Source organism: Pseudomonas sp. MWU12-3103b (assembly GCF_023100615.1).
GTDB classification, from domain to species: Bacteria; Pseudomonadota; Gammaproteobacteria; order Pseudomonadales; family Pseudomonadaceae; genus Aquipseudomonas; species Aquipseudomonas putida_A.
The window spans coordinates 303844-321540 of the sequence record NZ_JALMEY010000005.1; the positions used below are offsets into that span (position 1 = coordinate 303844).

Here is a 17697-nt window from a genome sequence, read left to right on the forward strand (position 1 = left end):
AGGAAAGCTGCGTATGCGCCTGATTACCCGCGTTGCCGTGCTGTGTTTCGGACTGCTCGCCAGCCTTCAGGCGACAGCTGCCGATTTGCCACAACGTTGGGTCAGTGCCGGTGGCGCGCTATCGGAGTGGGTGAGCGTGTTGGGCGGCGAATCCAAACTGGTGGGCGTCGACACCACCAGCCAGCATCCGCAATCGCTGAAGAAGCTGCCCAGCATCGGCTATCAACGCAGCCTTTCGGCGGAAGGCATTCTCAGTCTGCGCCCGGATATCCTCATCGGCAGCGAGGAAATGGGCCCGCCGCCGGTCATCGCCCAGGTGAAGAGCGCGAAGGTGCGGGTCGAACTGTTCTCGGCACAGCCGGATCTGCCGACCCTGGAAAAAAACGTCACGCATCTGGGGCAGTTGCTGGGCGCGCAAGCCCAGGCGGCGCAGTTGCTGGAAAGTTATCAACAGCAGCTCGCCGCGCAGAAAGCCCGAGTCGCCGAGTTGCAGACCAGACATAAAGCGCCCGGTGTGCTGGTGCTGATCGGGCATGCCGGCGGCAAGCCATTGATTGCCGGCAAGGACACTGCCGCCGACTGGCTGCTGCAACGGGCCGGCGGACATAACCTGGCGACGCATACCGGTTACAAGCCGTTCTCCGTGGAGTCGCTGGCCGGGCTCGATCCTGAGGTACTGGTGTTTGCTGATCGCGCGTTGAGCGGTGAGGCGGCAAAAGCGGCATTGTTCAAGGAAAACCCCATTCTCAATTCAAGCCGCGCGGCCAAGGCCGGACGGGTGCTGGAGCTGGATCCGACGCTGCTGGTCGGCGGGCTCGGGCCGCGTTTACCGGCGGCACTGAAGGATTTGTCTGACGGCTTCTACCCGACCGCGAGCGGCCAATGACCGTACTGGTCAAACCACGAAGCCTGTTTATCGGCCTGACGCTCCTGTGTTTGCTGGCCATCTGGCTGTCGTTGGCGCTGGGGCCGGTGAGCCTGCCGCTGTTCGATACGTTACGCGCTGCATTGCGCATGGTCGGTGTGCCGTTGGCGCCGGACGGTCTGGAGCAGGCCGAGCTGATCCTCGGGCAGATCCGTCTGCCGCGCACCTTGCTTGGATTGGCTGTCGGCGGTGTGCTGGCGTTGTCCGGTGTGGCGATGCAGGGATTGTTTCGCAATCCGCTGGCCGATCCCGGGTTGGTCGGGGTGTCCAGCGGCGCGGCGCTCGGGGCGGCGATTGCGATCGTCGGCGGTTCGTTTTTTGGCGGTTTGCCAGAGTGGTTTGGGCCGTACCTGTTGTCGGCGTGCGCATTTCTCGGTGGGCTGGGGGTGACGGCGCTGGTCTATCGACTGGGGCGACGCAACGGCCAGACCAATGTCGCGACCATGCTGCTGGCCGGGATCGCCCTGACGGCATTGGCAAGCTCGGCGGTGGGTCTGTTCACCTATCTGGCGGATGACGCGACTTTGCGTACGCTGACTTTCTGGAATCTGGGCAGCCTCAATGGCGCCAGTTACGCGCGTTTGTGGCCGTTGCTGATTATCAGCTCTGGCGTCGCGCTGTGGTTGCCGCGGCGTGCCAAGGCGCTGAATGCGTTGTTGCTCGGGGAGTCCGAAGCCGGGCACCTGGGGATTGATGTCGAACGGCTCAAACGTGAATTGGTGTTCTGCACGGCGTTGGGTGTTGGCGCGGCGGTAGCGGCAGCCGGGATGATCGGTTTCGTCGGGCTGGTGGTGCCGCATCTGGTGCGTTTATTGACCGGGCCCGATCACCGGGTGTTGCTGCCAGCGTCGGTACTGGCGGGTGCGAGCCTGTTGTTGCTGGCGGATCTGGTGGCGCGGTTGGCGCTGGCGCCGGCGGAGTTGCCGATCGGTATCGTCACGGCGTTTATCGGCGCGCCGTTCTTCCTCTACCTGTTGCTGCGAGGTCGTGCCTGATGCTGCGTGCGCACAATCTGCACATCCGTCGCGGGCGCAAGACCGTCCTCAGCGACGTCACCCTGCAGCTTGAACCCGGTGAGGTGTTGGGTGTGCTCGGACCGAACGGTGCCGGCAAAAGCACCTTGCTCGGTGCCTTGTGCGGTGAGCTGACTGCCAGTGACGGTGAGGTGTTGCTCGACGACAAGGCGCTGAGTCACTGGACAGGTACGCAGCGCGCTCAGCGCCTGGCGGTGTTGCCGCAGGTGTCGACGCTGGATTTTGCCTTTCGCGTGGAAGAAGTGGTCGGTATGGGTCGATTGCCGTATCAAAGCGGTCGGGTGCGCGACGACGAAATCATTGCGGCAGCGCTGGACGCTGCGGATGCCGGGCATTTGAGCGGGCGCAGTTATCTGGCGTTGTCGGGTGGCGAGCGCCAGCGCGTGCATCTGGCGCGGGTGCTGGCGCAGTTATGGCCGGGGCAGGCCGGGCAAACGCTGTTGCTGGATGAGCCGACCTCGATGCTCGATCCCTTGCATCAACACACCACGTTGCAGGCGGTGCGCGAGTTTGCCGATCGTGGCGCGGCGGTGCTGGTCATCCTGCATGATCTGAATCTGGCGGCGCGCTATTGTGATCGGGTATTGCTGCTCGAAGGCGGGCGCCCGGTGGCGCTGGGTACGCCGCAGCAGGTCTTGCGACCGGACGCGCTCAAAGCCGTTTTCGGTCTCGAAGTATTGGTGCAGCCGCACCCGGAGCGTGGGCATCCGCTGATCATCGCCCGCTGATTTCTCATCGAGGTGATGATATGCGCGGGATGTGGTTGTTAGCGGTGTTGCTGCTTACAGGGTGTCAGCATGTTGCCCCGCCCCCGCCAATCAGTGGCGAAATTCGTGATCTGCACAGCGGCCAGATACTGACGGCACAGGAACTGCTGACGCGTCTGTCGGGGTCGCAACTGCTCATCATCGGCGAGCAGCATGACAACGCCGATCACCACGCCGCGCAGTTGTGGCTATTGCAGGCACTTGGGGAGCAGCGTCCTCAGGGCAGTCTGCTGCTGGAAATGCTCACGCCGAAGCAACAGCCGAACGTTGACCAGGTTCGCCATGCAGCAGCGCCCCCTACTGATCTTCCCGCCGCACTGGCCTGGCAGGATGGCTGGGACTGGACTCTCTATGGACCGATCGTTCGGTTTGCCCTCACGCAACCCTATCCGCTGTTGGCGGCCAATCTGGACGACAGTGAAATCCGCGCTGTCTATCGTCAGCCGCCAGCTCTGAACGGTGTCCGCAGCAATGCGGCCTCGGTGAAAGACAGGCTGTTTGAGCAGATCAGCGATTCACATTGCGGCTTGCTGCCCAAATCACAGATGCCGGCGATGCTCGCGGTTCAGCAACAGCGCGATCGACGCATGGCCGAACGTTTGCTGGCCGCGCCGATGCCAGCCTTGCTGCTGGCGGGTGCCTGGCATGCGCGCAAGGATGCTGGCGTGCCGCTGCATGTGCTGGATTTGGGCGCAGCCCGGGCGCCAACAGTGCTGATGCTGGCCGAGCAGGGCGCCGAGGTGACTGCGGCGATGGCCGATTACGTCTGGTACACCCCGGCCACGCCCGCGCAGGATTACTGCGCGCAGATGCGCAAACAGTTCGGGCAATGACTTTTCCACAGGCAAAAAAAGACCCGGTAAAAACCGGGTCAAATAACCGTGATTAGCCTGATGAGGAGATAATCTGAGAGTCCGAACCAAGGGCTTTTCAGAATATCGACTGATCTCGCGACCAGTTGTGATAATCATAGCGATTCTCATTAGCGAGTCAACCACTGTTTTTCCATTCGCGTGATTTAGTCGTGCAAATGGCCGGAATGTCCCGGAAACAGGGGGCTTAACGCGCAGCCTTGATCGCATTCAGTTGCGTAATTTGCTGATTGAGCTGGCCAATACGCCGGGCCATGCTCTCAATCAGGCTGTGGGCAATCTTCGGATTGTTGCGGGTCATGCTCAGAAACTGCTCGCCAGGAATCAGCATCACCGTGCTTGGCTCGCGAGCGATGACAGTGGCATTGCGCGGTTCACCGGTGAACACCGCCATGGCGCCGAAAATCTCGTCCTTGGGTACGTCGCCGACCTTGTGTCCATCAACAAACGCTTCGGCATGCCCCTCGATGATCACGAAGACGTGATCAGCGGCATCGCCCTGCCGGATCAACACCTCACCACTCTCGACCCGTTTGAAGCCATTGGTGCTGCGAAACTCCCGTGGCTTCAGTTCGGCCACCGCGTGTGCCAGCAGCGCCATCTGCCCCAGCAGATACTCAAGCCATTGCTCGGCCCGGCCCGGCTCGGCGTACAAATGCTGGAACAAATCGGTTCGCCGATAGGGCAGCAAGCGCAATGGCCCGTCGCTGCGCAGTCGGCAATCGGCCCAGGCGTCACCTTGCTGTAGACCGATCAGATCGCCTTCCTGCGAGTAAAACAGCGCACGACCGCCGATATAGCCGTGGATCACGCCTTCTGTCAGCAGAAACAGCTGATCGTGTGGGAGCTGCTCCATCAGGTCGTCAGAGATTTCTGGCTCAAAGGCTGGCCCGCACGGCGCAAGGCCTTCCAGCCAGCGCGCGGGCAAGCTCTGCAAACGATTGATCAGTGCATCGACCGGTGCCGATTGTTCTCCGAGCAGATACATGGCCGTCAGTGCCTGTTCAGTTCTTGTGGCGCGAGGAAATGGCTTCGAGCTGCTTGTTCAAGGCGTCTTTGCGTTCGGCCGGGATGTCGTTCCAGTGCACATCCATCAGCGCCCCTTCGATCGCGTACAACAACACCTTTGATGCGCGAAACCCGCGGGTACGCACGGCCCGATAGGCGTCCACCGCCCCCAGGCGACGCAAGTCCGAGGCGCTGTGGATGCCCACGGCATGCAGCCACTGCGCCGACGTCTTGCCAAGATTCTTCAGGTGTTGCAGTTCATCATTCATCAAGCCTCCTTGCGACGGCCGAATGGTGCGTGGGCGATCTTCTCAGGAGTGTAGCCATCAGTAGGAAAAGCGTGGTTGTTTGGTCGGATTCGACGCAAACGCTTCTAAGAAAGGCGATGAGATCTGGCGAATGCAATAGTAAGGAGTGTGACGCATACAACTGTAGGAGTGAGCCTGCTCGCGATAGCGGCGTAACAGCCGACATCCATTTTGAATGTCAGTCGGCTATCGCGAGCAGGCTCACTCCTACAAGGGGAGGGTGTTGTGTCAGGGGCTGCCGATGGTGCTCAGCGAGTGCGATAGCGCAGACGGGTGCCGAAATTCATCGACATCAGGATCTCGTCGGCACTCAGTTCCGGCGGGAAGTACGCGCCGGAAATCTGCGCATGGGCCAGGCTCGCGCCTTCGAGTGATGCATTACGGAAGTCGATGCCACGCAAATCGGCAGAACGGAAGTAGGCGTCCCGGAAATCCACGCCATCGGCGTTCAGTTCACGTAGATCGAGACCACGGAAGTCGCCACCGACCATGTCGATCGGGCCGTCGTTCGGGCGTTCCTTGTTGAAGCCTGCGATGTCGTCTTTGTGCAGCAGGGCATAAAGCGGGGTGTCGAGAAGTTTCGGCTGGCTCATGTCACATCACCTGTTGGTTTTATGACGCCAGTATAGTGCCACTATTTGACGGCCGTGAAGCAAGCGAGGGCTTCACGGCCGAAATAGTTTCTTACAGGCCTGGCAGGCGCTGACGAATCTGCGCCACTACGGTGTCGAGGGTCCCGCTTTCATTGGTTTGTACGCGTTTGCTGCGCAGAATTTCTTCTGGCGTCAGCGCTTCGCGGCTGGCCTGCTGGGCCTCTATTACCGCCAGCGTGGCGTCGGAAGGATCTTTCTTGTCAGCCTGACGAATCGCCAGCCAGCTTTCGATCACGGCTTGCGGTGCGTTGCAGTCGAGGATCAGGAACGGCGTGCCGGTGGCCTCGGCCACTTGAGCGGCGTTGTCGCGTTGCTCGCGCTTAAGGTAGGTCGCATCGATCACCACCGGGAAACCGGCGTGCAGAATCACTCCGGCAATCTCATGCAGGCGGGCATAAGTGGCGGCGCTGGCATCGGCGCTGTAAATCCCCGCCTGCACGTCGTTAGCTACTGTCTGCTCGCCGAACAGGCGCTTGCGCTCGACGTCGGAACGCAGGCGAATCGCGCCCAGCGCTTCGACCAGACGCATCGCCACGTGGCTCTTGCCGACAGCCGATACGCCGTGGGTGATGGCCATGAAGCGCGAAGGAATGGTGCTGTAGCTTTCCGCCAGGTTGGCGTAGTTGCGGTACTGGCGCAGGGTGGTGGCGCGCTGCACTGGTGTGGCATCCGCCGGCATGCTGAACAGCGCGACTTTGGCGCGAACCAGTGCGCGGTAGGCTTTATAGAAGTTCAGCACTTCCAGGCCTTGATAATCGCCGGTCAGCTCCAGGTATTGGCTGATGAAGCGGCGGGCCAGGGATTTCAGGCCACGGTCTTCCAGGTCCATCGCCAGGAAACCGGTGTCGGCCCAGACGTCAGTGAAGCGGAACGGTTCGTTGAACTCGATGCAGTCGAAGATCACCACTTTGCCATTGATGACAGTGGCGTTGCCCAAGTGGATGTCACCGTGGCATTCGCGAGTGAAACCCTCGGCCTTGCGCTGGGCGAACAGTGGTTTGAGGCGTTCGAAGCTGCTCTCAGCCCAGGCTTGCAGGGCCTCGAGTTGCAGCAGATCGTTTTTGTCGCTGAGGAACGGCAGGATCTGCTCGAAGTTCTGGCGCACCGGGGCCATCACGCTGTCCGGGGTCCCGGCCTCGTGTTCGGCCGGGACTTTTGGCGCACTGAGGTGGAATTTGGCGATCTGCTCGGCCATTTCATCAATGTGCTGGGTGGTCAACTCACCGTTGGCTTGCAGGGTGCTGAGCAGGCCGGTCTGCGGGAATTGACGCATCTTCAGCACATACTCGATCACCGGGCCGTCGCCACCCAGTTGTGGCGCCTCGACGCTGCCGGTCACCGGCAACACGTCCAGATACAAATCATCGGTCAGACGTTGGTTCAGACGCAGTTCTTCAGCGCAGAAATGTGCGCGCGACTCCAGGCCAGTGAAGTCGAGGAAGCCGAAATTCACCGGCTTCTTCACTTTATAAGCAAACGGGCCGGTGAGGATCACCCACGAGATATGGGTTTCGATGACCTGGAACCCTTCGACGGGGTGCGGGTAGAGGGCCGGGTTTTGCAGGGCAGCGATCAGGGACTGGCTCACGGGCGATCCTTCAGAGACTGGGAAATTCGAGGTCGCCATTATGGCCGCTCGCCAGCCTGACGCAAACCTCGGAGCGCTCCTGTTGAGTATGAATAAAGTGCGTATAATCCGCCGCCATGACTCGAACTCGATCCCCCCGTACCAAGAAAAAACCAGTCTCCAAGGGCCTCAGCCCATGGTTGAGCTGGGCCATTAAACTCAGTCTGGTCGGCCTTGTGGTGCTGGCCGGCTTCGCCGTTTACCTCGATGCCGTGGTGCAGGAGAAGTTCTCCGGCAAGCGCTGGACCATCCCGGCCAAGGTATACGCGCGTCCGCTTGAGCTGTTCGTCGGACAAAAGCTCAGCAAGGACGATTTCCTCACCGAGCTCGATGCCTTGGGCTATCGCCGCGAAGCCGTGAGCAATGGCCCCGGTGCTGCTGCCGTCAACGGCAATACCGTTGATCTGAACACTCGTGGCTTCCAGTTCTATGAAGGCCTGGAAAAAGCCCAGCCGGTGCGCGTGCGCTTCTCCGGCGACTATGTGGCCGAACTCTCGGGGCTCAATGGCGGTAAATTGTCCGTGGTGCGGCTTGAGCCGCTGATGATCGGCGGCATTTACCCGAAAAACCTTGAAGACCGCATCCTGATCAAGCTCGATCAGGTGCCACCGTACCTGCTGGAAACCCTGGTAGCGGTGGAAGACCGCGACTATTACAGCCACTGGGGCGTGTCGCCGAAATCGATTGCCCGGGCCATCTGGGTCAATACCTCTGGCGGCAAGATGACCCAGGGCGGCAGTACGCTGACCCAGCAGTTGGTGAAAAACTTCTACCTCACCAACGAGCGCAGCCTCAGCCGCAAGCTCACCGAAGCGATGATGGCGATGCTGCTGGAGCTGCACTACGACAAGAAGGAAATTCTTGAGGCCTACCTCAACGAAGTCTTCGTCGGGCAGGACGGTCAGCGTGCGGTGCACGGCTTTGGTCTGGCCAGTCAGTTCTTCTTCGGTCAGCCATTGTCCGAGCTGAAGCTGCATCAGGTAGCGTTGCTGGTCGGCATGGTCAAAGGGCCGTCCTACTACAACCCGCGTCGCAACCCGGAACGTGCGCTGGAGCGGCGTAACCTGGTGCTCGACGTGCTTGAGCAGCAAGGCGTGGCGACTGCCGAACAGGTTGAAGCGGCGAAGAAAATGCCCTTGGGCGTGACCACGCGCGGCAAGCTTGCCGACAGCTCGTTCCCGGGCTTTATCGATCTGGTCAAACGCCAGTTGCGCGAAGACTATCGCGACGAGGACTTGACCGAAGAAGGCTTGCGGATCTTCACCAGTTTCGACCCGATTCTGCAGATGAAGGCCGAAGCGTCGGTGAATGACACCTTTAAACGCCTGGCTGGACGCAAGGGCTCCGATGACGTGGAAGCGGCGATGGTCGTGACCAACCCGGAAACCGGCGAAGTGCAGGCGATGATCGGTAGTCGTCAGGCCAGTTACGCCGGTTTTAACCGGGCGCTGGACGCCGTGCGGCCGATCGGTTCCCTGGTCAAGCCAGCGGTGTATCTGACCGCACTGGAAAAACCGAGCCGTTACACGCTGACCAGTTGGCTTTCGGATGATCCGCTGTCGATCAAAGGCGCGGACGGCCAGGTGTGGAAGCCACAGAACTACGACCGTCGCTCCCACGGCACAGTCTTCCTCTATCAAGGGCTGGCGCATTCGTACAACCTGTCGACCTCGCGCCTGGGTCTGGAAGTCGGTGTGCCGAATGTGCTCAAGACCCTTGCGCGTCTGGGCGTGACCCGGGAATTCCCGGCGTTCCCGTCGATGCTGCTCGGGGCTGGCGGCATGACCCCGATCGAAGTGGCGACCATGTATCAGACCCTCGCCAACGGTGGTTTCAATACGCCGATGCGCGGGATTCGCAGTGTGCTGACCGCCGATGGCGAACCACTCAAGCGTTATCCGTTCCAGATCGAGCAGCGTTTCGATCCGGCGTCCATCTACCTGATCCAGAACGCCATGCAGCGTGTGATGCGTGAAGGTACCGGCAGCTCGGTTTATAACGTGCTGCCCAAGACCCTGACGCTGGCCGGCAAGACCGGTACCAGTAACGATTCGCGTGACAGCTGGTTCGCCGGTTTCAGTCAGGATCTGCTGGCGGTGGTCTGGCTGGGGCGCGACGACAACGGCAAGACCCCGTTCACCGGGGCGACCGGTGCGCTGCAGGTGTGGACCAGTTTCATGCGCAAAGCCGATCCGCTGCCGCTGGACATGCCACAGCCGGACAACATTGTGCAGGCGTGGGTCGATTCGCGTACCGGGCAAGGCTCCGATGCCAACTGTCCGGGGGCGGTGCAGATGCCGTATATTCGCGGCAGCGAACCGCCACCCGGCGCCGCGTGTGCAAGCGAAACGCCTGCCTCCCCGGAGTCGGTGATGGATTGGGTCAAGGGCTGGATGAATTAAGCAAAGAGGGTTTCAAGTGAACAAGTGGTTGATTCCAGCGGTGACTGCCGTGGCTTTGCTCAGCGGCTGCTCTACCGTGCAGCGTGGTTCGATCCCGGTGGTGGACTCCGGCACAGCCGTATCCAACAGCGAACGGCTGTCGGCCAACGGCGGTTTCCGCAAGACGACGGTCAAACGCCCAGTCCAGGGCCAGGCGCAATCCCAGGCCATCCCGCAAGGCGATACCGGCGTGGTGGTGATGGTGCCGGGTGGTGGCGCCACGACATCGGCACCGATCAGCTCCTCGCCGATCGTTCCGGGCCCGGCTTCCGGCGGTATCACCGCGGGGCCGTACAACCCGTCGCCGGTCGAATCGGCACCGATCAACTCCGGCAGCTACAGCATGCCTTCGACGCCAAGCGGGATTCCTTCGGCCAGCAGTGGCGGTGGTCTGTCGGCGGACGAGCAACTGGATGGCCCGGTGCTCGCCTTGCTGACCACTGCGCAACAGCAGCAGGCCGGTGGCGACCTCAACGGTGCGTCTTCCAGCCTGGAGCGTGCTCAACGCGTTGCCCCGCGTGAACCGCAAGTGCTCTATCGTCTGGCGCAAGTACGCATGGCTCAAGGTGATGCGCCACAGGCCGAGCAGTTCGCCCGTCGTGCACTGACCATGGCCAACGGTCGTCCGGACTTGCAGGCCAACCTATGGGAAATCATCGCGCAGTCCCGTGAGAAACAAGGCGATTCCGCCGGCGCAGCGCTGGCTCGTCAGAAGGCCAAGGTTTCGCTGTGATGGATTCCCGTTTCCCGAAAATCGCCGATCAGTTGCTGCTGATCGAGCGTGAACTGCGCGCGCAGGGTTGGTGGGATGACGTTCAGCCATCGGCCGAAGCCCTGAGCAGTGTCGAACCGTTTTCGGTCGACACGCTGGATTTCGAGCAATGGCTGCAATGGATCTTCCTGCCACGGATGAAAATGATCCTTGAGCAGGATCTGCCGTTGCCCAACGCCTCGGGCATTCAGGAAATGGCTGAAATGGTCTTCGCCCAGCGCAATCTGCAGGGCAAGGATCGACAGCTGCAGGTGCTGCTCAAAGAGTTTGACCTGCTGATCACCGCTTCCCGCTAGAGCCGATCCCCTGTAGGAGCTGCCTGCGGCAGCTCCTACAGATTTTTATTCGCAGTTCTGCGCAATCTGCTTCTGCGCTTCGACAATGCGCTCCTGCCGCTGCGCATCATCCAGCCGCCGTAATTGTCCTTCCACTTCCTCCCTCAACCGCGGATTGTTCTGCAATTGCGCCAGGTTCGTCCGTGCCTGTTCGCAAAATGCCTTGAGCTGCGCCTGCTGCTCCGCCACCTGTTTCTTCACCTTGTCGTCGATGGCTTTCTGATCGCCCAGCGCACCGCTGCCAGGCATGGCGGCAGGTTTCGGTGGGGGCGAGGAGGGCGTCTGCACAGTCGTCGCCGGCAGCCCTTGCGGTGGCTGCGCATCGAAGTGCGTGACGCCCTGGGCATCTACCCATTTGTAGATTTGAGCGGCCGAGCACCAGGGGCTGAGGCCGATCAGCAGAGTTAACAGAAGCGTTCGCATGCTGATTCCTTGGCAAAATTGCGCAATTGACGCTAACAGAGTAGCTGTTTTCAGGTTTTTTCTTGCGTTCTCATGTGCTTACCCACAATTAAGCACATTGACGGCTTGACTTGGAGAGGGCGAAACAGAAGAATCCAAAGTCCGCTGTAGAGGGACTGCCAGAAGCAGACCCACTCGGTAGATCATGAGGCGCATATCCGCGTCGACCTGTTACACCCGCAACGCGTTACCTCGCGCTGGGTGGGAAAGGCCCGCAACACTTGGGACGATCCCAATACTTGCTCAGTCAGTGCTGACGTAGTCGGCGACCACCGTCGCTCATGCTCTGCCGAGAAGTAAACCTATTAAGACCCGCCCCTTTTGTGTGGACGGTATTCTGGCGTTTTAGAGGTGAACAACGTGGAGCTTTTATCTGGCGGTGAGATGCTCGTCCGCTTCTTGCGTGACGAAGGCGTCAAATATATCTACGGGTACCCGGGTGGTGCTCTTCTTCATGTTTACGATGCCCTGTTCAAAGAACCGGAAGTGACCCACATCCTGGTTCGTCACGAACAAGCGGCCACCCATATGGCTGACGGTTACGCCCGTGCCACCGGTAAAGCCGGCGTGGTGTTGGTGACATCAGGTCCTGGCGCCACAAACGCCATCACCGGTATCGCCACCGCCTATATGGATTCGATTCCAATGGTGATCATTTCCGGTCAGGTGCCAAGCACCATGGTCGGCACCGACGCGTTCCAGGAAACCGACATGATCGGTATCTCCCGGCCGATCGTGAAGCACAGCTTCATGATCAAGCACGCCTCGGAAATCCCGGAAGTCATGAAGAAGGCCTTCTACCTGGCGCAATCCGGTCGTCCGGGTCCGGTCGTGGTCGATATCCCGAAAGACATGACCAACCCGGCCGAGAAGTTCGAATACATCTTCCCGAAAAAAGCCAAGCTGCGTTCCTACAGCCCGGCCGTCCGCGGCCACTCCGGGCAAATCCGCAAGGCGGCAGAAATGCTCCTGGCGGCCAAGCGCCCAGTGCTCTATTCCGGTGGCGGCGTGATCCTCGGCAACGGTTCCGCACCGCTGACCGAACTGGCGAAAATGCTCAACCTGCCAGTGACCAACACCTTGATGGGCTTGGGCGGTTTCCCTGGCACCGACCGGCAGTTCATCGGCATGCTCGGCATGCACGGCAGCTACACCGCCAACCTGGCGATGCACCATGCCGACGTGATCCTGGCTGTCGGCGCGCGTTTCGATGACCGTGTGATCAACGGCGCGGCGAAGTTCTGCCCGAACGCCAAGATCATCCACATCGACATCGACCCGGCTTCGATCTCCAAGACCATCAAGGCCGACGTGCCAATCGTTGGCCCGGTGGAGAGCGTCCTGACCGAAATGGTCGCGATCCTCAAGGAAATCGGCGAGACCCCGAACAAGGAGTCCGTTGCCAGTTGGTGGAAGCAAGTCGATGAGTGGCGCGGTGATCGCGGCCTGTTCCCATATGAAAAGGGCGACGGCAGCCTGATCAAGCCACAGACCGTGATCGAGACCCTGTGCGAAGTGACCAAAGGCGATGCCTTCATCACTTCCGACGTGGGCCAGCACCAGATGTTCGCGGCGCAGTACTACACGTTCAACAAGCCGAACCGCTGGATCAACTCCGGTGGTCTGGGCACCATGGGCTTCGGTTTCCCGGCGGCCATGGGCATCAAGTTGAGCTTCCCGGATGACGACGTTGCCTGCGTCACCGGTGAAGGCAGCATCCAGATGAACATCCAGGAGCTGTCGACCTGCCTGCAATATGGCTTGCCGGTGAAAATCGTCATCCTGAACAACGGTGTTCTGGGGATGGTTCGTCAGTGGCAGGACATGAGCTATGGCAGCCGCCACTCGCACTCTTATATGGAGTCGCTGCCTGACTTCGTCAAACTGGCTGAGGCCTACGGTCACGTCGGCGTGCGCATCACCGATTCGAAAGACTTGAAGTCGAAGATGGAAGAGGCGTTCGCCATGAAAGATCGTCTGGTGGTGATCGATATTTCGGTCGATACCAGCGAGCACGTCTATCCGATGCAGATCAAAGACGGCTCCATGCGCGATATGTGGCTGAGCAAGACGGAGCGTACTTAATCATGCGGCACATTATTTCCCTGCTTCTGGAAAACGAACCCGGCGCTTTGTCTCGCGTAGTCGGCCTGTTCTCGCAGCGCAACTACAACATTGAAAGCCTGACGGTGGCGCCAACCGAAGACCCGACTCTGTCGCGTCTGACGCTGACCACTGTTGGCCACGATGAAATCATCGAGCAGATCACCAAAAACCTGAACAAGCTGATCGAAGTGGTCAAGCTGGTGGACCTGTCGGAAAGCGCTCACATCGAGCGCGAGCTGATGCTGGTCAAGGTCAAGGCCACTGGCGCCCAGCGCGCCGAGATCAAACGCACCACCGATATTTACCGTGGACAGATCGTCGACGTCAGCGCCAGCGTGTATACCGTTCAACTGACCGGTACCAGCGACAAGCTCGACAGCTTCATTCAGTCCATCGGCACCGCATCGATTCTGGAAACCGTCCGTAGCGGCGTGACCGGCATTGCCCGCGGCGACAAAGTACTCAGCATCTAAACCAAATTAGCGAATGGCCTGAACGGCCTGGATATATAGGGGAAATTCATGAAAGTTTTCTACGATAAAGACTGCGACCTGTCGATCATCCAGGGCAAGAAAGTTGCCATCATCGGTTACGGTTCCCAGGGCCACGCCCAAGCGTGCAACCTGAAAGATTCCGGTGTCGACGTAACCGTCGGTCTGCGTAAAGGTTCGGCTACCGTTGCCAAAGCCGAAGCTCACGGCCTGAAAGTGACCGACGTGGCCGCCGCTGTTGCCGGCGCCGACCTGGTCATGATCCTGACCCCGGACGAATTCCAGTCCCAGCTGTACAAGAACGAAATCGAGCCGAACATCAAGAAAGGCGCCACCCTGGCCTTCTCCCACGGTTTCGCGATCCACTACAACCAGGTTGTTCCGCGTGCCGACCTCGACGTGATCATGATCGCGCCGAAAGCGCCGGGTCACACCGTGCGTTCCGAGTTCGTGAAGGGCGGCGGTATCCCTGACCTGATCGCGATCTACCAGGACGCTTCGGGCAACGCCAAAAACGTTGCACTGTCCTACGCAGCTGGCGTGGGTGGCGGTCGTACCGGCATCATCGAAACCACCTTCAAGGACGAGACCGAAACCGACCTGTTCGGCGAACAAGCCGTACTGTGCGGCGGTACCGTTGAGCTGGTGAAAGCCGGTTTCGAAACTCTGGTTGAAGCTGGCTACGCGCCGGAAATGGCCTACTTCGAGTGCTTGCACGAACTGAAGCTGATCGTTGACCTCATGTACGAAGGCGGTATCGCCAACATGAACTACTCGATCTCCAACAACGCTGAATACGGCGAGTACGTGACCGGCCCGGAAGTGATCAACGCCGAATCCCGTCAGGCCATGCGCAACGCCCTGAAACGTATTCAGGACGGCGAATACGCCAAAATGTTCATCAGCGAAGGCGCGACCGGCTACCCTTCGATGACCGCCAAGCGTCGTAACAACGCCGCTCACGGTATCGAAATCATCGGCGAGCAACTGCGCTCCATGATGCCGTGGATCGGTGCCAACAAGATCGTCGACAAAGCCAAAAACTAAGTCGTCATTCTTTTACGAAAAACGCGGCCTCGGCCGCGTTTTTTCGTTTGAAACCGATGGTTCTGGTATAAAGCTGCATCGTTTGTGGCCGAACCGTCGTCACAGGCACCTGTCGAATTTTTCCAAACCGTTGCAAGGTAATGTCCATGAGCGAACGTCCCGAAGAGCCGAACCAGGCTTCTGACGCCGAAAGCCTGCTGCCCATCGATGAACATGTCGAGGAAGGGCACGACGCAGAAGGTCGTAAAGTCCGGCATCGTGGTATCTATCTGCTGCCGAATCTGTTCACCACTGCGAACCTGTTCGCAGGGTTTTATTCCATCATCAACTCGATGAGTGCCCAGGCTGCCTTGAGCGCCGGTGACTCTGCGAATGCGAGCAAGTATTTCGCCTTCGCCGCGATCGCGATTTTCGTGGCCATGGTGCTCGATGGTCTTGATGGCCGTGTAGCGCGCATGACCAATACGCAAAGTGCCTTCGGCGCCGAGTATGACTCGTTGTCGGACATGGTCGCGTTCGGTGTAGCGCCGGCGCTGCTGGCCTTTGGCTGGGCATTGGGCGACATGGGCAAGGTCGGCTGGATGGTCGCCTTCATCTATGTCGCCGGTGCAGCATTGCGTCTGGCGCGTTTCAATACCCAGGTCGGAACTGCGGACAAGCGCTATTTCATTGGTCTGGCCAGCCCGGCGGCCGCAGGCGTGGTGGCGGGTATCGTCTGGGCGTTCAGCGATTACGGCATTCAGGGTTCGAAGATGTCGTTCCTGGTCGCCTTGATGGTGGCGGCTGCCGGCATGTTGATGGTCAGCAACATCAAGTACAACAGCTTCAAGGAGCTGGACTTGAAGGGGCGCGTGCCGTTCGTGGCGATCCTCGCCGTGGTGCTGGTGTTCGCCGTGGTGTTCAGCGATCCACCGCGAATTCTACTGCTGGTGTTCCTCGGTTACGCCGCTTCCGGCCCCGTGCAATACCTGTTGCGTCTTCGTCGTCACAAAAACGCCGAATGATGTAATTTCCCGCATACTCCGCAGTCTATGGGTGCATCTGTCCTCCAAAGCTGCGGAGTTGCCATGCTGATCAAAATCCCCAAAGCGTCCGACTGCCATGAGTCGGATGTCACGCCTGAATCCATTTATCTTTCTCGTCGCCAATTGCTCGGAGCTACCGCTGCCGGTATCGCCGTGAGCAGCCTGCCGCGTTGGGCCAGTGCCGGGGATGCGGCGCGTTATGCCGATGTCGAGCCGGGCAAGGCGCCTGCCTGGTTTGCTGAGAAGCTCCCTTCTACCAAGTGGGGCGCCGTCAACGTCAAGGATGAGGCGATCACGCCTTATAAAGACGCGACCCATTACAACAACTTCTATGAGTTCGGCACCGACAAGGGTGATCCGGCGGCCAATGCCGGTTCGCTGAAAACCGAGCCGTGGAGCGTTGTCGTGGACGGGGAGGTGGGTAAGCCAGGGCGTTACGCGCTGGAAGACCTCATGAAGCCGTACCAGTTGGAGGAGCGTATCTATCGCCTTCGCTGTGTTGAGGCGTGGTCGATGGTCATCCCGTGGATCGGCTTTCCGATTTCTGCACTACTCAAGCAGGTCGAACCGACCTCTAAGGCCAAATACATTCGCTTCGAAACCCTGCAGGATCCCAAGAGCATGCCAGGGCAGCGCTCGGGTTTTGCCCTGATCGACTGGCCTTATGTAGAAGGCTTGCGCCTGGATGAGGCGATGAATCCCTTGGCGATTCTGGCGGTTGGCATGTATGGCCGCGAGTTGCCGAATCAGAACGGTGCGCCGCTGCGCTTGGTAGTGCCGTGGAAGTACGGCTTCAAGAGTGTGAAGTCCATCGTGCGTATCAGTCTGGTCAGCGAGCAACCGAAAACTACCTGGCAGAGCATCGCGGCTGATGAATACGGGTTTTATGCCAACGTGAATCCGACGGTTGATCACCCGCGCTGGACTCAGGCACGGGAGCGGCGTCTGCCGAACAGTCTGTTCAAGCCGAATGTGCGTGATACACAGATGTTCAACGGCTATGCGGATGAAGTCGCTTCTTTATATACAGGGCTCGATCTGCGGAAGAACTACTGATGCGATATCCGTTCTGGCGTGTAGGCGTTTTTATCGCTGCGGCGATTTGGCCATTGCTTTGGTTTTATCAGGCGTTCGCCGATTTGCTCGGGCCGGATCCTGGCAAAGTCCTGGTTGATCGATTGGGGCTGGGGACGCTGGTATTGCTGCTGATCACTTTGAGCATGACGCCGTTGCAGAAATTGACGGGGTGGGCGGGCTGGATTGCTGTGCGCCGTCAGTTGGGACTTTGGTGTTTTGCCTATGTGGGTCTGCATTTGTTCAGCTATATGGCGTTTATCCTCGGCTTCGACTGGTCGCAGTTGGGCGTGGAGTTGCGTAAGCGGCCGTACATCATTGTGGGTACGCTGGGTTTTCTCGGGTTGTTGGCGTTGGCAGTAACCTCTAATCGCTACAGCCAGCGTCGTTTAGGTGTGCGCTGGAAGAAACTGCATCGGTTGGTCTACGTGATTCTGGGGCTGGGATTGCTTCATATGTTGTGGATCGTGCGTGCTGATCTCAAGGAGTGGGCGATCTATGCCTTTATAGGTGCAGTGCTTTTACTGCTGCGTGTGCCTGCCGTTGCCCGTCGAATCCCGCGTTTATTGGCTAAAAAGCAGGTTTTGCAATAAAACTGAAATTAACGGTTGACGGCAGATTCTGGAGGTCTATAATTCGCCCCACTTCCGGCGCAGTCGAAACGGAAAACTCCTTGATATTCAACGAGTTACGCGGTTTTCGACAGCGGCTTGCTTCAGTTCATCGAAGCCTGGAAGGAGTTGAAAGGGC

19 protein-coding genes are annotated in these 17697 nt (G+C 59.6%); 13 read left to right on the plus strand and 6 right to left on the minus strand.

All coding sequences use genetic code 11. The annotated features are described in order from the left end of the window. The first annotated feature begins 13 nt into the window (after window positions 1–13). The 4 genes from M0808_RS11515 to M0808_RS11530 are packed head-to-tail and all read left to right on the plus strand — an operon-like array spanning window position 14 to window position 3559. On the plus strand, window positions 14–886 hold the full coding sequence (locus M0808_RS11515; RefSeq protein ID WP_247841139.1) for an ABC transporter substrate-binding protein: 873 nt from the start codon (window positions 14–16) through the stop codon (window positions 884–886). Window positions 887–936: 50 nt separating this feature from the next. Beyond that, on the plus strand, window positions 937–1920 hold the full coding sequence (locus M0808_RS11520; protein ID WP_247841152.1) for an iron ABC transporter permease: 984 nt from the start codon (window positions 937–939) through the stop codon (window positions 1918–1920). Beyond that, window positions 1920–2687: a heme ABC transporter ATP-binding protein gene (locus M0808_RS11525; protein WP_247841141.1), complete on the plus strand. Its 768-nt coding sequence runs from the start codon at window positions 1920–1922 to the stop codon at window positions 2685–2687. The genes M0808_RS11520 and M0808_RS11525 overlap by 1 nt, the downstream gene beginning before the upstream one ends. Window positions 2688–2707: 20 nt before the next feature. Beyond that, complete coding sequence (locus tag M0808_RS11530; RefSeq protein ID WP_247841143.1) at window positions 2708–3559, plus strand: ChaN family lipoprotein; 852 nt, start codon at window positions 2708–2710, stop codon at window positions 3557–3559. Window positions 3560–3785: 226 nt separating this feature from the next. Here the strand turns inward: M0808_RS11530 and M0808_RS11535 are convergent, their stop codons facing one another. The 4 genes from M0808_RS11535 to M0808_RS11550 all read right to left on the minus strand — a co-directional run bounded on the left by M0808_RS11535 (window position 3786) and on the right by M0808_RS11550 (window position 7155). Then, window positions 3786–4586: a cyclic nucleotide-binding domain-containing protein gene (locus M0808_RS11535; RefSeq protein WP_247841145.1), complete on the minus strand. Its 801-nt coding sequence runs from the start codon at window positions 4584–4586 to the stop codon at window positions 3786–3788. A 16-nt stretch (window positions 4587–4602) separates the two neighbouring features. Further along, on the minus strand, window positions 4603–4875 hold the full coding sequence (locus M0808_RS11540; RefSeq protein ID WP_003228231.1) for a TfoX/Sxy family protein: 273 nt from the start codon (window positions 4873–4875) through the stop codon (window positions 4603–4605). A 287-nt stretch (window positions 4876–5162) separates the two neighbouring features. Continuing rightward, entirely contained in the window at window positions 5163–5507 is a 345-nt protein-coding gene (locus M0808_RS11545) for a pentapeptide repeat-containing protein (protein WP_003228227.1), read from the minus strand. 91 nt (window positions 5508–5598) lie between these two features. Beyond that, a complete protein-coding gene (locus M0808_RS11550; RefSeq protein WP_135296569.1) occupies window positions 5599–7155 on the minus strand; it encodes a bifunctional aminoglycoside phosphotransferase/ATP-binding protein in 1557 nt (518 codons plus the stop codon). Between the two features lie 116 nt (window positions 7156–7271). On the opposite strand from M0808_RS11550, the gene mrcB reads away from it, so the two are divergent. From mrcB to M0808_RS11565, 3 genes are read left to right on the plus strand one after another with little or no spacing between them, the layout of a single operon-like run. Further along, window positions 7272–9596, plus strand: a complete 2325-nt coding sequence (mrcB, locus tag M0808_RS11555; protein ID WP_097089183.1) for a penicillin-binding protein 1B — start codon at window positions 7272–7274, stop codon at window positions 9594–9596. A gap of 16 nt (window positions 9597–9612) precedes the next feature. Further along, on the plus strand, window positions 9613–10368 hold the full coding sequence (locus M0808_RS11560; protein ID WP_098965620.1) for a hypothetical protein: 756 nt from the start codon (window positions 9613–9615) through the stop codon (window positions 10366–10368). Beyond that, the gene (locus tag M0808_RS11565) at window positions 10368–10703 is read left to right on the plus strand and encodes a YqcC family protein (RefSeq protein ID WP_097089181.1); all 336 of its coding nucleotides are present in this window, start codon (window positions 10368–10370) and stop codon (window positions 10701–10703) included. The genes M0808_RS11560 and M0808_RS11565 overlap by 1 nt, the downstream gene beginning before the upstream one ends. Before the next feature lie 45 nt (window positions 10704–10748). Here M0808_RS11565 and M0808_RS11570 read toward each other — a convergent pair whose 3' ends face one another. After that, on the minus strand, window positions 10749–11165 hold the full coding sequence (locus M0808_RS11570; protein ID WP_095140088.1) for a DUF4124 domain-containing protein: 417 nt from the start codon (window positions 11163–11165) through the stop codon (window positions 10749–10751). Between the two features lie 399 nt (window positions 11166–11564). Between M0808_RS11570 and M0808_RS11575 the strand changes: the two genes are divergently transcribed. From M0808_RS11575 to ilvC, 3 genes are read left to right on the plus strand one after another with little or no spacing between them, the layout of a single operon-like run. Continuing rightward, a complete protein-coding gene (locus M0808_RS11575; RefSeq protein ID WP_027614081.1) occupies window positions 11565–13289 on the plus strand; it encodes an acetolactate synthase 3 large subunit in 1725 nt (574 codons plus the stop codon). A gap of 2 nt (window positions 13290–13291) precedes the next feature. Further along, window positions 13292–13783 (plus strand): acetolactate synthase small subunit, encoded by a 492-nt coding sequence (gene ilvN, locus M0808_RS11580; RefSeq protein WP_003205610.1) that lies wholly within the window; start codon window positions 13292–13294, stop codon window positions 13781–13783. A gap of 48 nt (window positions 13784–13831) precedes the next feature. Beyond that, on the plus strand, window positions 13832–14848 hold the full coding sequence (ilvC, locus tag M0808_RS11585; RefSeq protein ID WP_007959661.1) for a ketol-acid reductoisomerase: 1017 nt from the start codon (window positions 13832–13834) through the stop codon (window positions 14846–14848). A gap of 4 nt (window positions 14849–14852) precedes the next feature. On the opposite strand, the gene M0808_RS11590 is transcribed toward ilvC, so the two are convergent. Further along, window positions 14853–14996, minus strand: a complete 144-nt coding sequence (locus M0808_RS11590) for a hypothetical protein (protein ID WP_247841146.1) — start codon at window positions 14994–14996, stop codon at window positions 14853–14855. On the opposite strand from M0808_RS11590, the gene pssA reads away from it, so the two are divergent. The 3 genes from pssA to msrQ all read left to right on the plus strand — a co-directional run bounded on the left by pssA (window position 14995) and on the right by msrQ (window position 17540). After that, window positions 14995–15852 carry a CDP-diacylglycerol--serine O-phosphatidyltransferase gene (pssA, locus tag M0808_RS11595; RefSeq protein ID WP_027614080.1) on the plus strand — a complete coding sequence of 286 codons (858 nt, stop codon included), beginning with the start codon at window positions 14995–14997 and terminating at the stop codon, window positions 15850–15852. The genes M0808_RS11590 and pssA overlap by 2 nt on opposite strands. Before the next feature lie 63 nt (window positions 15853–15915). Beyond that, entirely contained in the window at window positions 15916–16929 is a 1014-nt protein-coding gene (gene msrP, locus M0808_RS11600) for a protein-methionine-sulfoxide reductase catalytic subunit MsrP (RefSeq protein WP_247841148.1), read from the plus strand. Further along, window positions 16929–17540 carry a protein-methionine-sulfoxide reductase heme-binding subunit MsrQ gene (gene msrQ, locus M0808_RS11605; RefSeq protein WP_134787334.1) on the plus strand — a complete coding sequence of 204 codons (612 nt, stop codon included), beginning with the start codon at window positions 16929–16931 and terminating at the stop codon, window positions 17538–17540. Before msrP ends, msrQ begins: the two co-directional genes overlap by 1 nt. Window positions 17541–17697 lie beyond the last annotated feature (157 nt).

Bases quoted from the DNA above. Each gene is read 5' to 3' on its own strand.
- M0808_RS11530 (WP_247841143.1), top strand. From the start codon at position 2,708: ATGCGCGGGATGTGGTTGTTAGCGGTGTTGCTGCTTACAGGGTGTCAG.
- M0808_RS11590 (WP_247841146.1), bottom strand. From the start codon at position 14,996: ATGGACATTACCTTGCAACGGTTTGGAAAAATTCGACAGGTGCCTGTG.
- M0808_RS11515 (WP_247841139.1), top strand. From the start codon at position 14: ATGCGCCTGATTACCCGCGTTGCCGTGCTGTGTTTCGGACTGCTCGCC.
- ilvC (WP_007959661.1), top strand. From the start codon at position 13,832: ATGAAAGTTTTCTACGATAAAGACTGCGACCTGTCGATCATCCAGGGC.
- pssA (WP_027614080.1), top strand. From the start codon at position 14,995: ATGAGCGAACGTCCCGAAGAGCCGAACCAGGCTTCTGACGCCGAAAGC.
- mrcB (WP_097089183.1), top strand. From the start codon at position 7,272: ATGACTCGAACTCGATCCCCCCGTACCAAGAAAAAACCAGTCTCCAAG.
- M0808_RS11565 (WP_097089181.1), top strand. From the start codon at position 10,368: ATGGATTCCCGTTTCCCGAAAATCGCCGATCAGTTGCTGCTGATCGAG.
- M0808_RS11540 (WP_003228231.1), bottom strand. From the start codon at position 4,875: ATGAATGATGAACTGCAACACCTGAAGAATCTTGGCAAGACGTCGGCG.
- M0808_RS11570 (WP_095140088.1), bottom strand. From the start codon at position 11,165: ATGCGAACGCTTCTGTTAACTCTGCTGATCGGCCTCAGCCCCTGGTGC.
- msrQ (WP_134787334.1), top strand. From the start codon at position 16,929: ATGCGATATCCGTTCTGGCGTGTAGGCGTTTTTATCGCTGCGGCGATT.
- ilvN (WP_003205610.1), top strand. From the start codon at position 13,292: ATGCGGCACATTATTTCCCTGCTTCTGGAAAACGAACCCGGCGCTTTG.
- M0808_RS11525 (WP_247841141.1), top strand. From the start codon at position 1,920: ATGCTGCGTGCGCACAATCTGCACATCCGTCGCGGGCGCAAGACCGTC.
- msrP (WP_247841148.1), top strand. From the start codon at position 15,916: ATGCTGATCAAAATCCCCAAAGCGTCCGACTGCCATGAGTCGGATGTC.
- M0808_RS11535 (WP_247841145.1), bottom strand. From the start codon at position 4,586: ATGTATCTGCTCGGAGAACAATCGGCACCGGTCGATGCACTGATCAAT.
- M0808_RS11545 (WP_003228227.1), bottom strand. From the start codon at position 5,507: ATGAGCCAGCCGAAACTTCTCGACACCCCGCTTTATGCCCTGCTGCAC.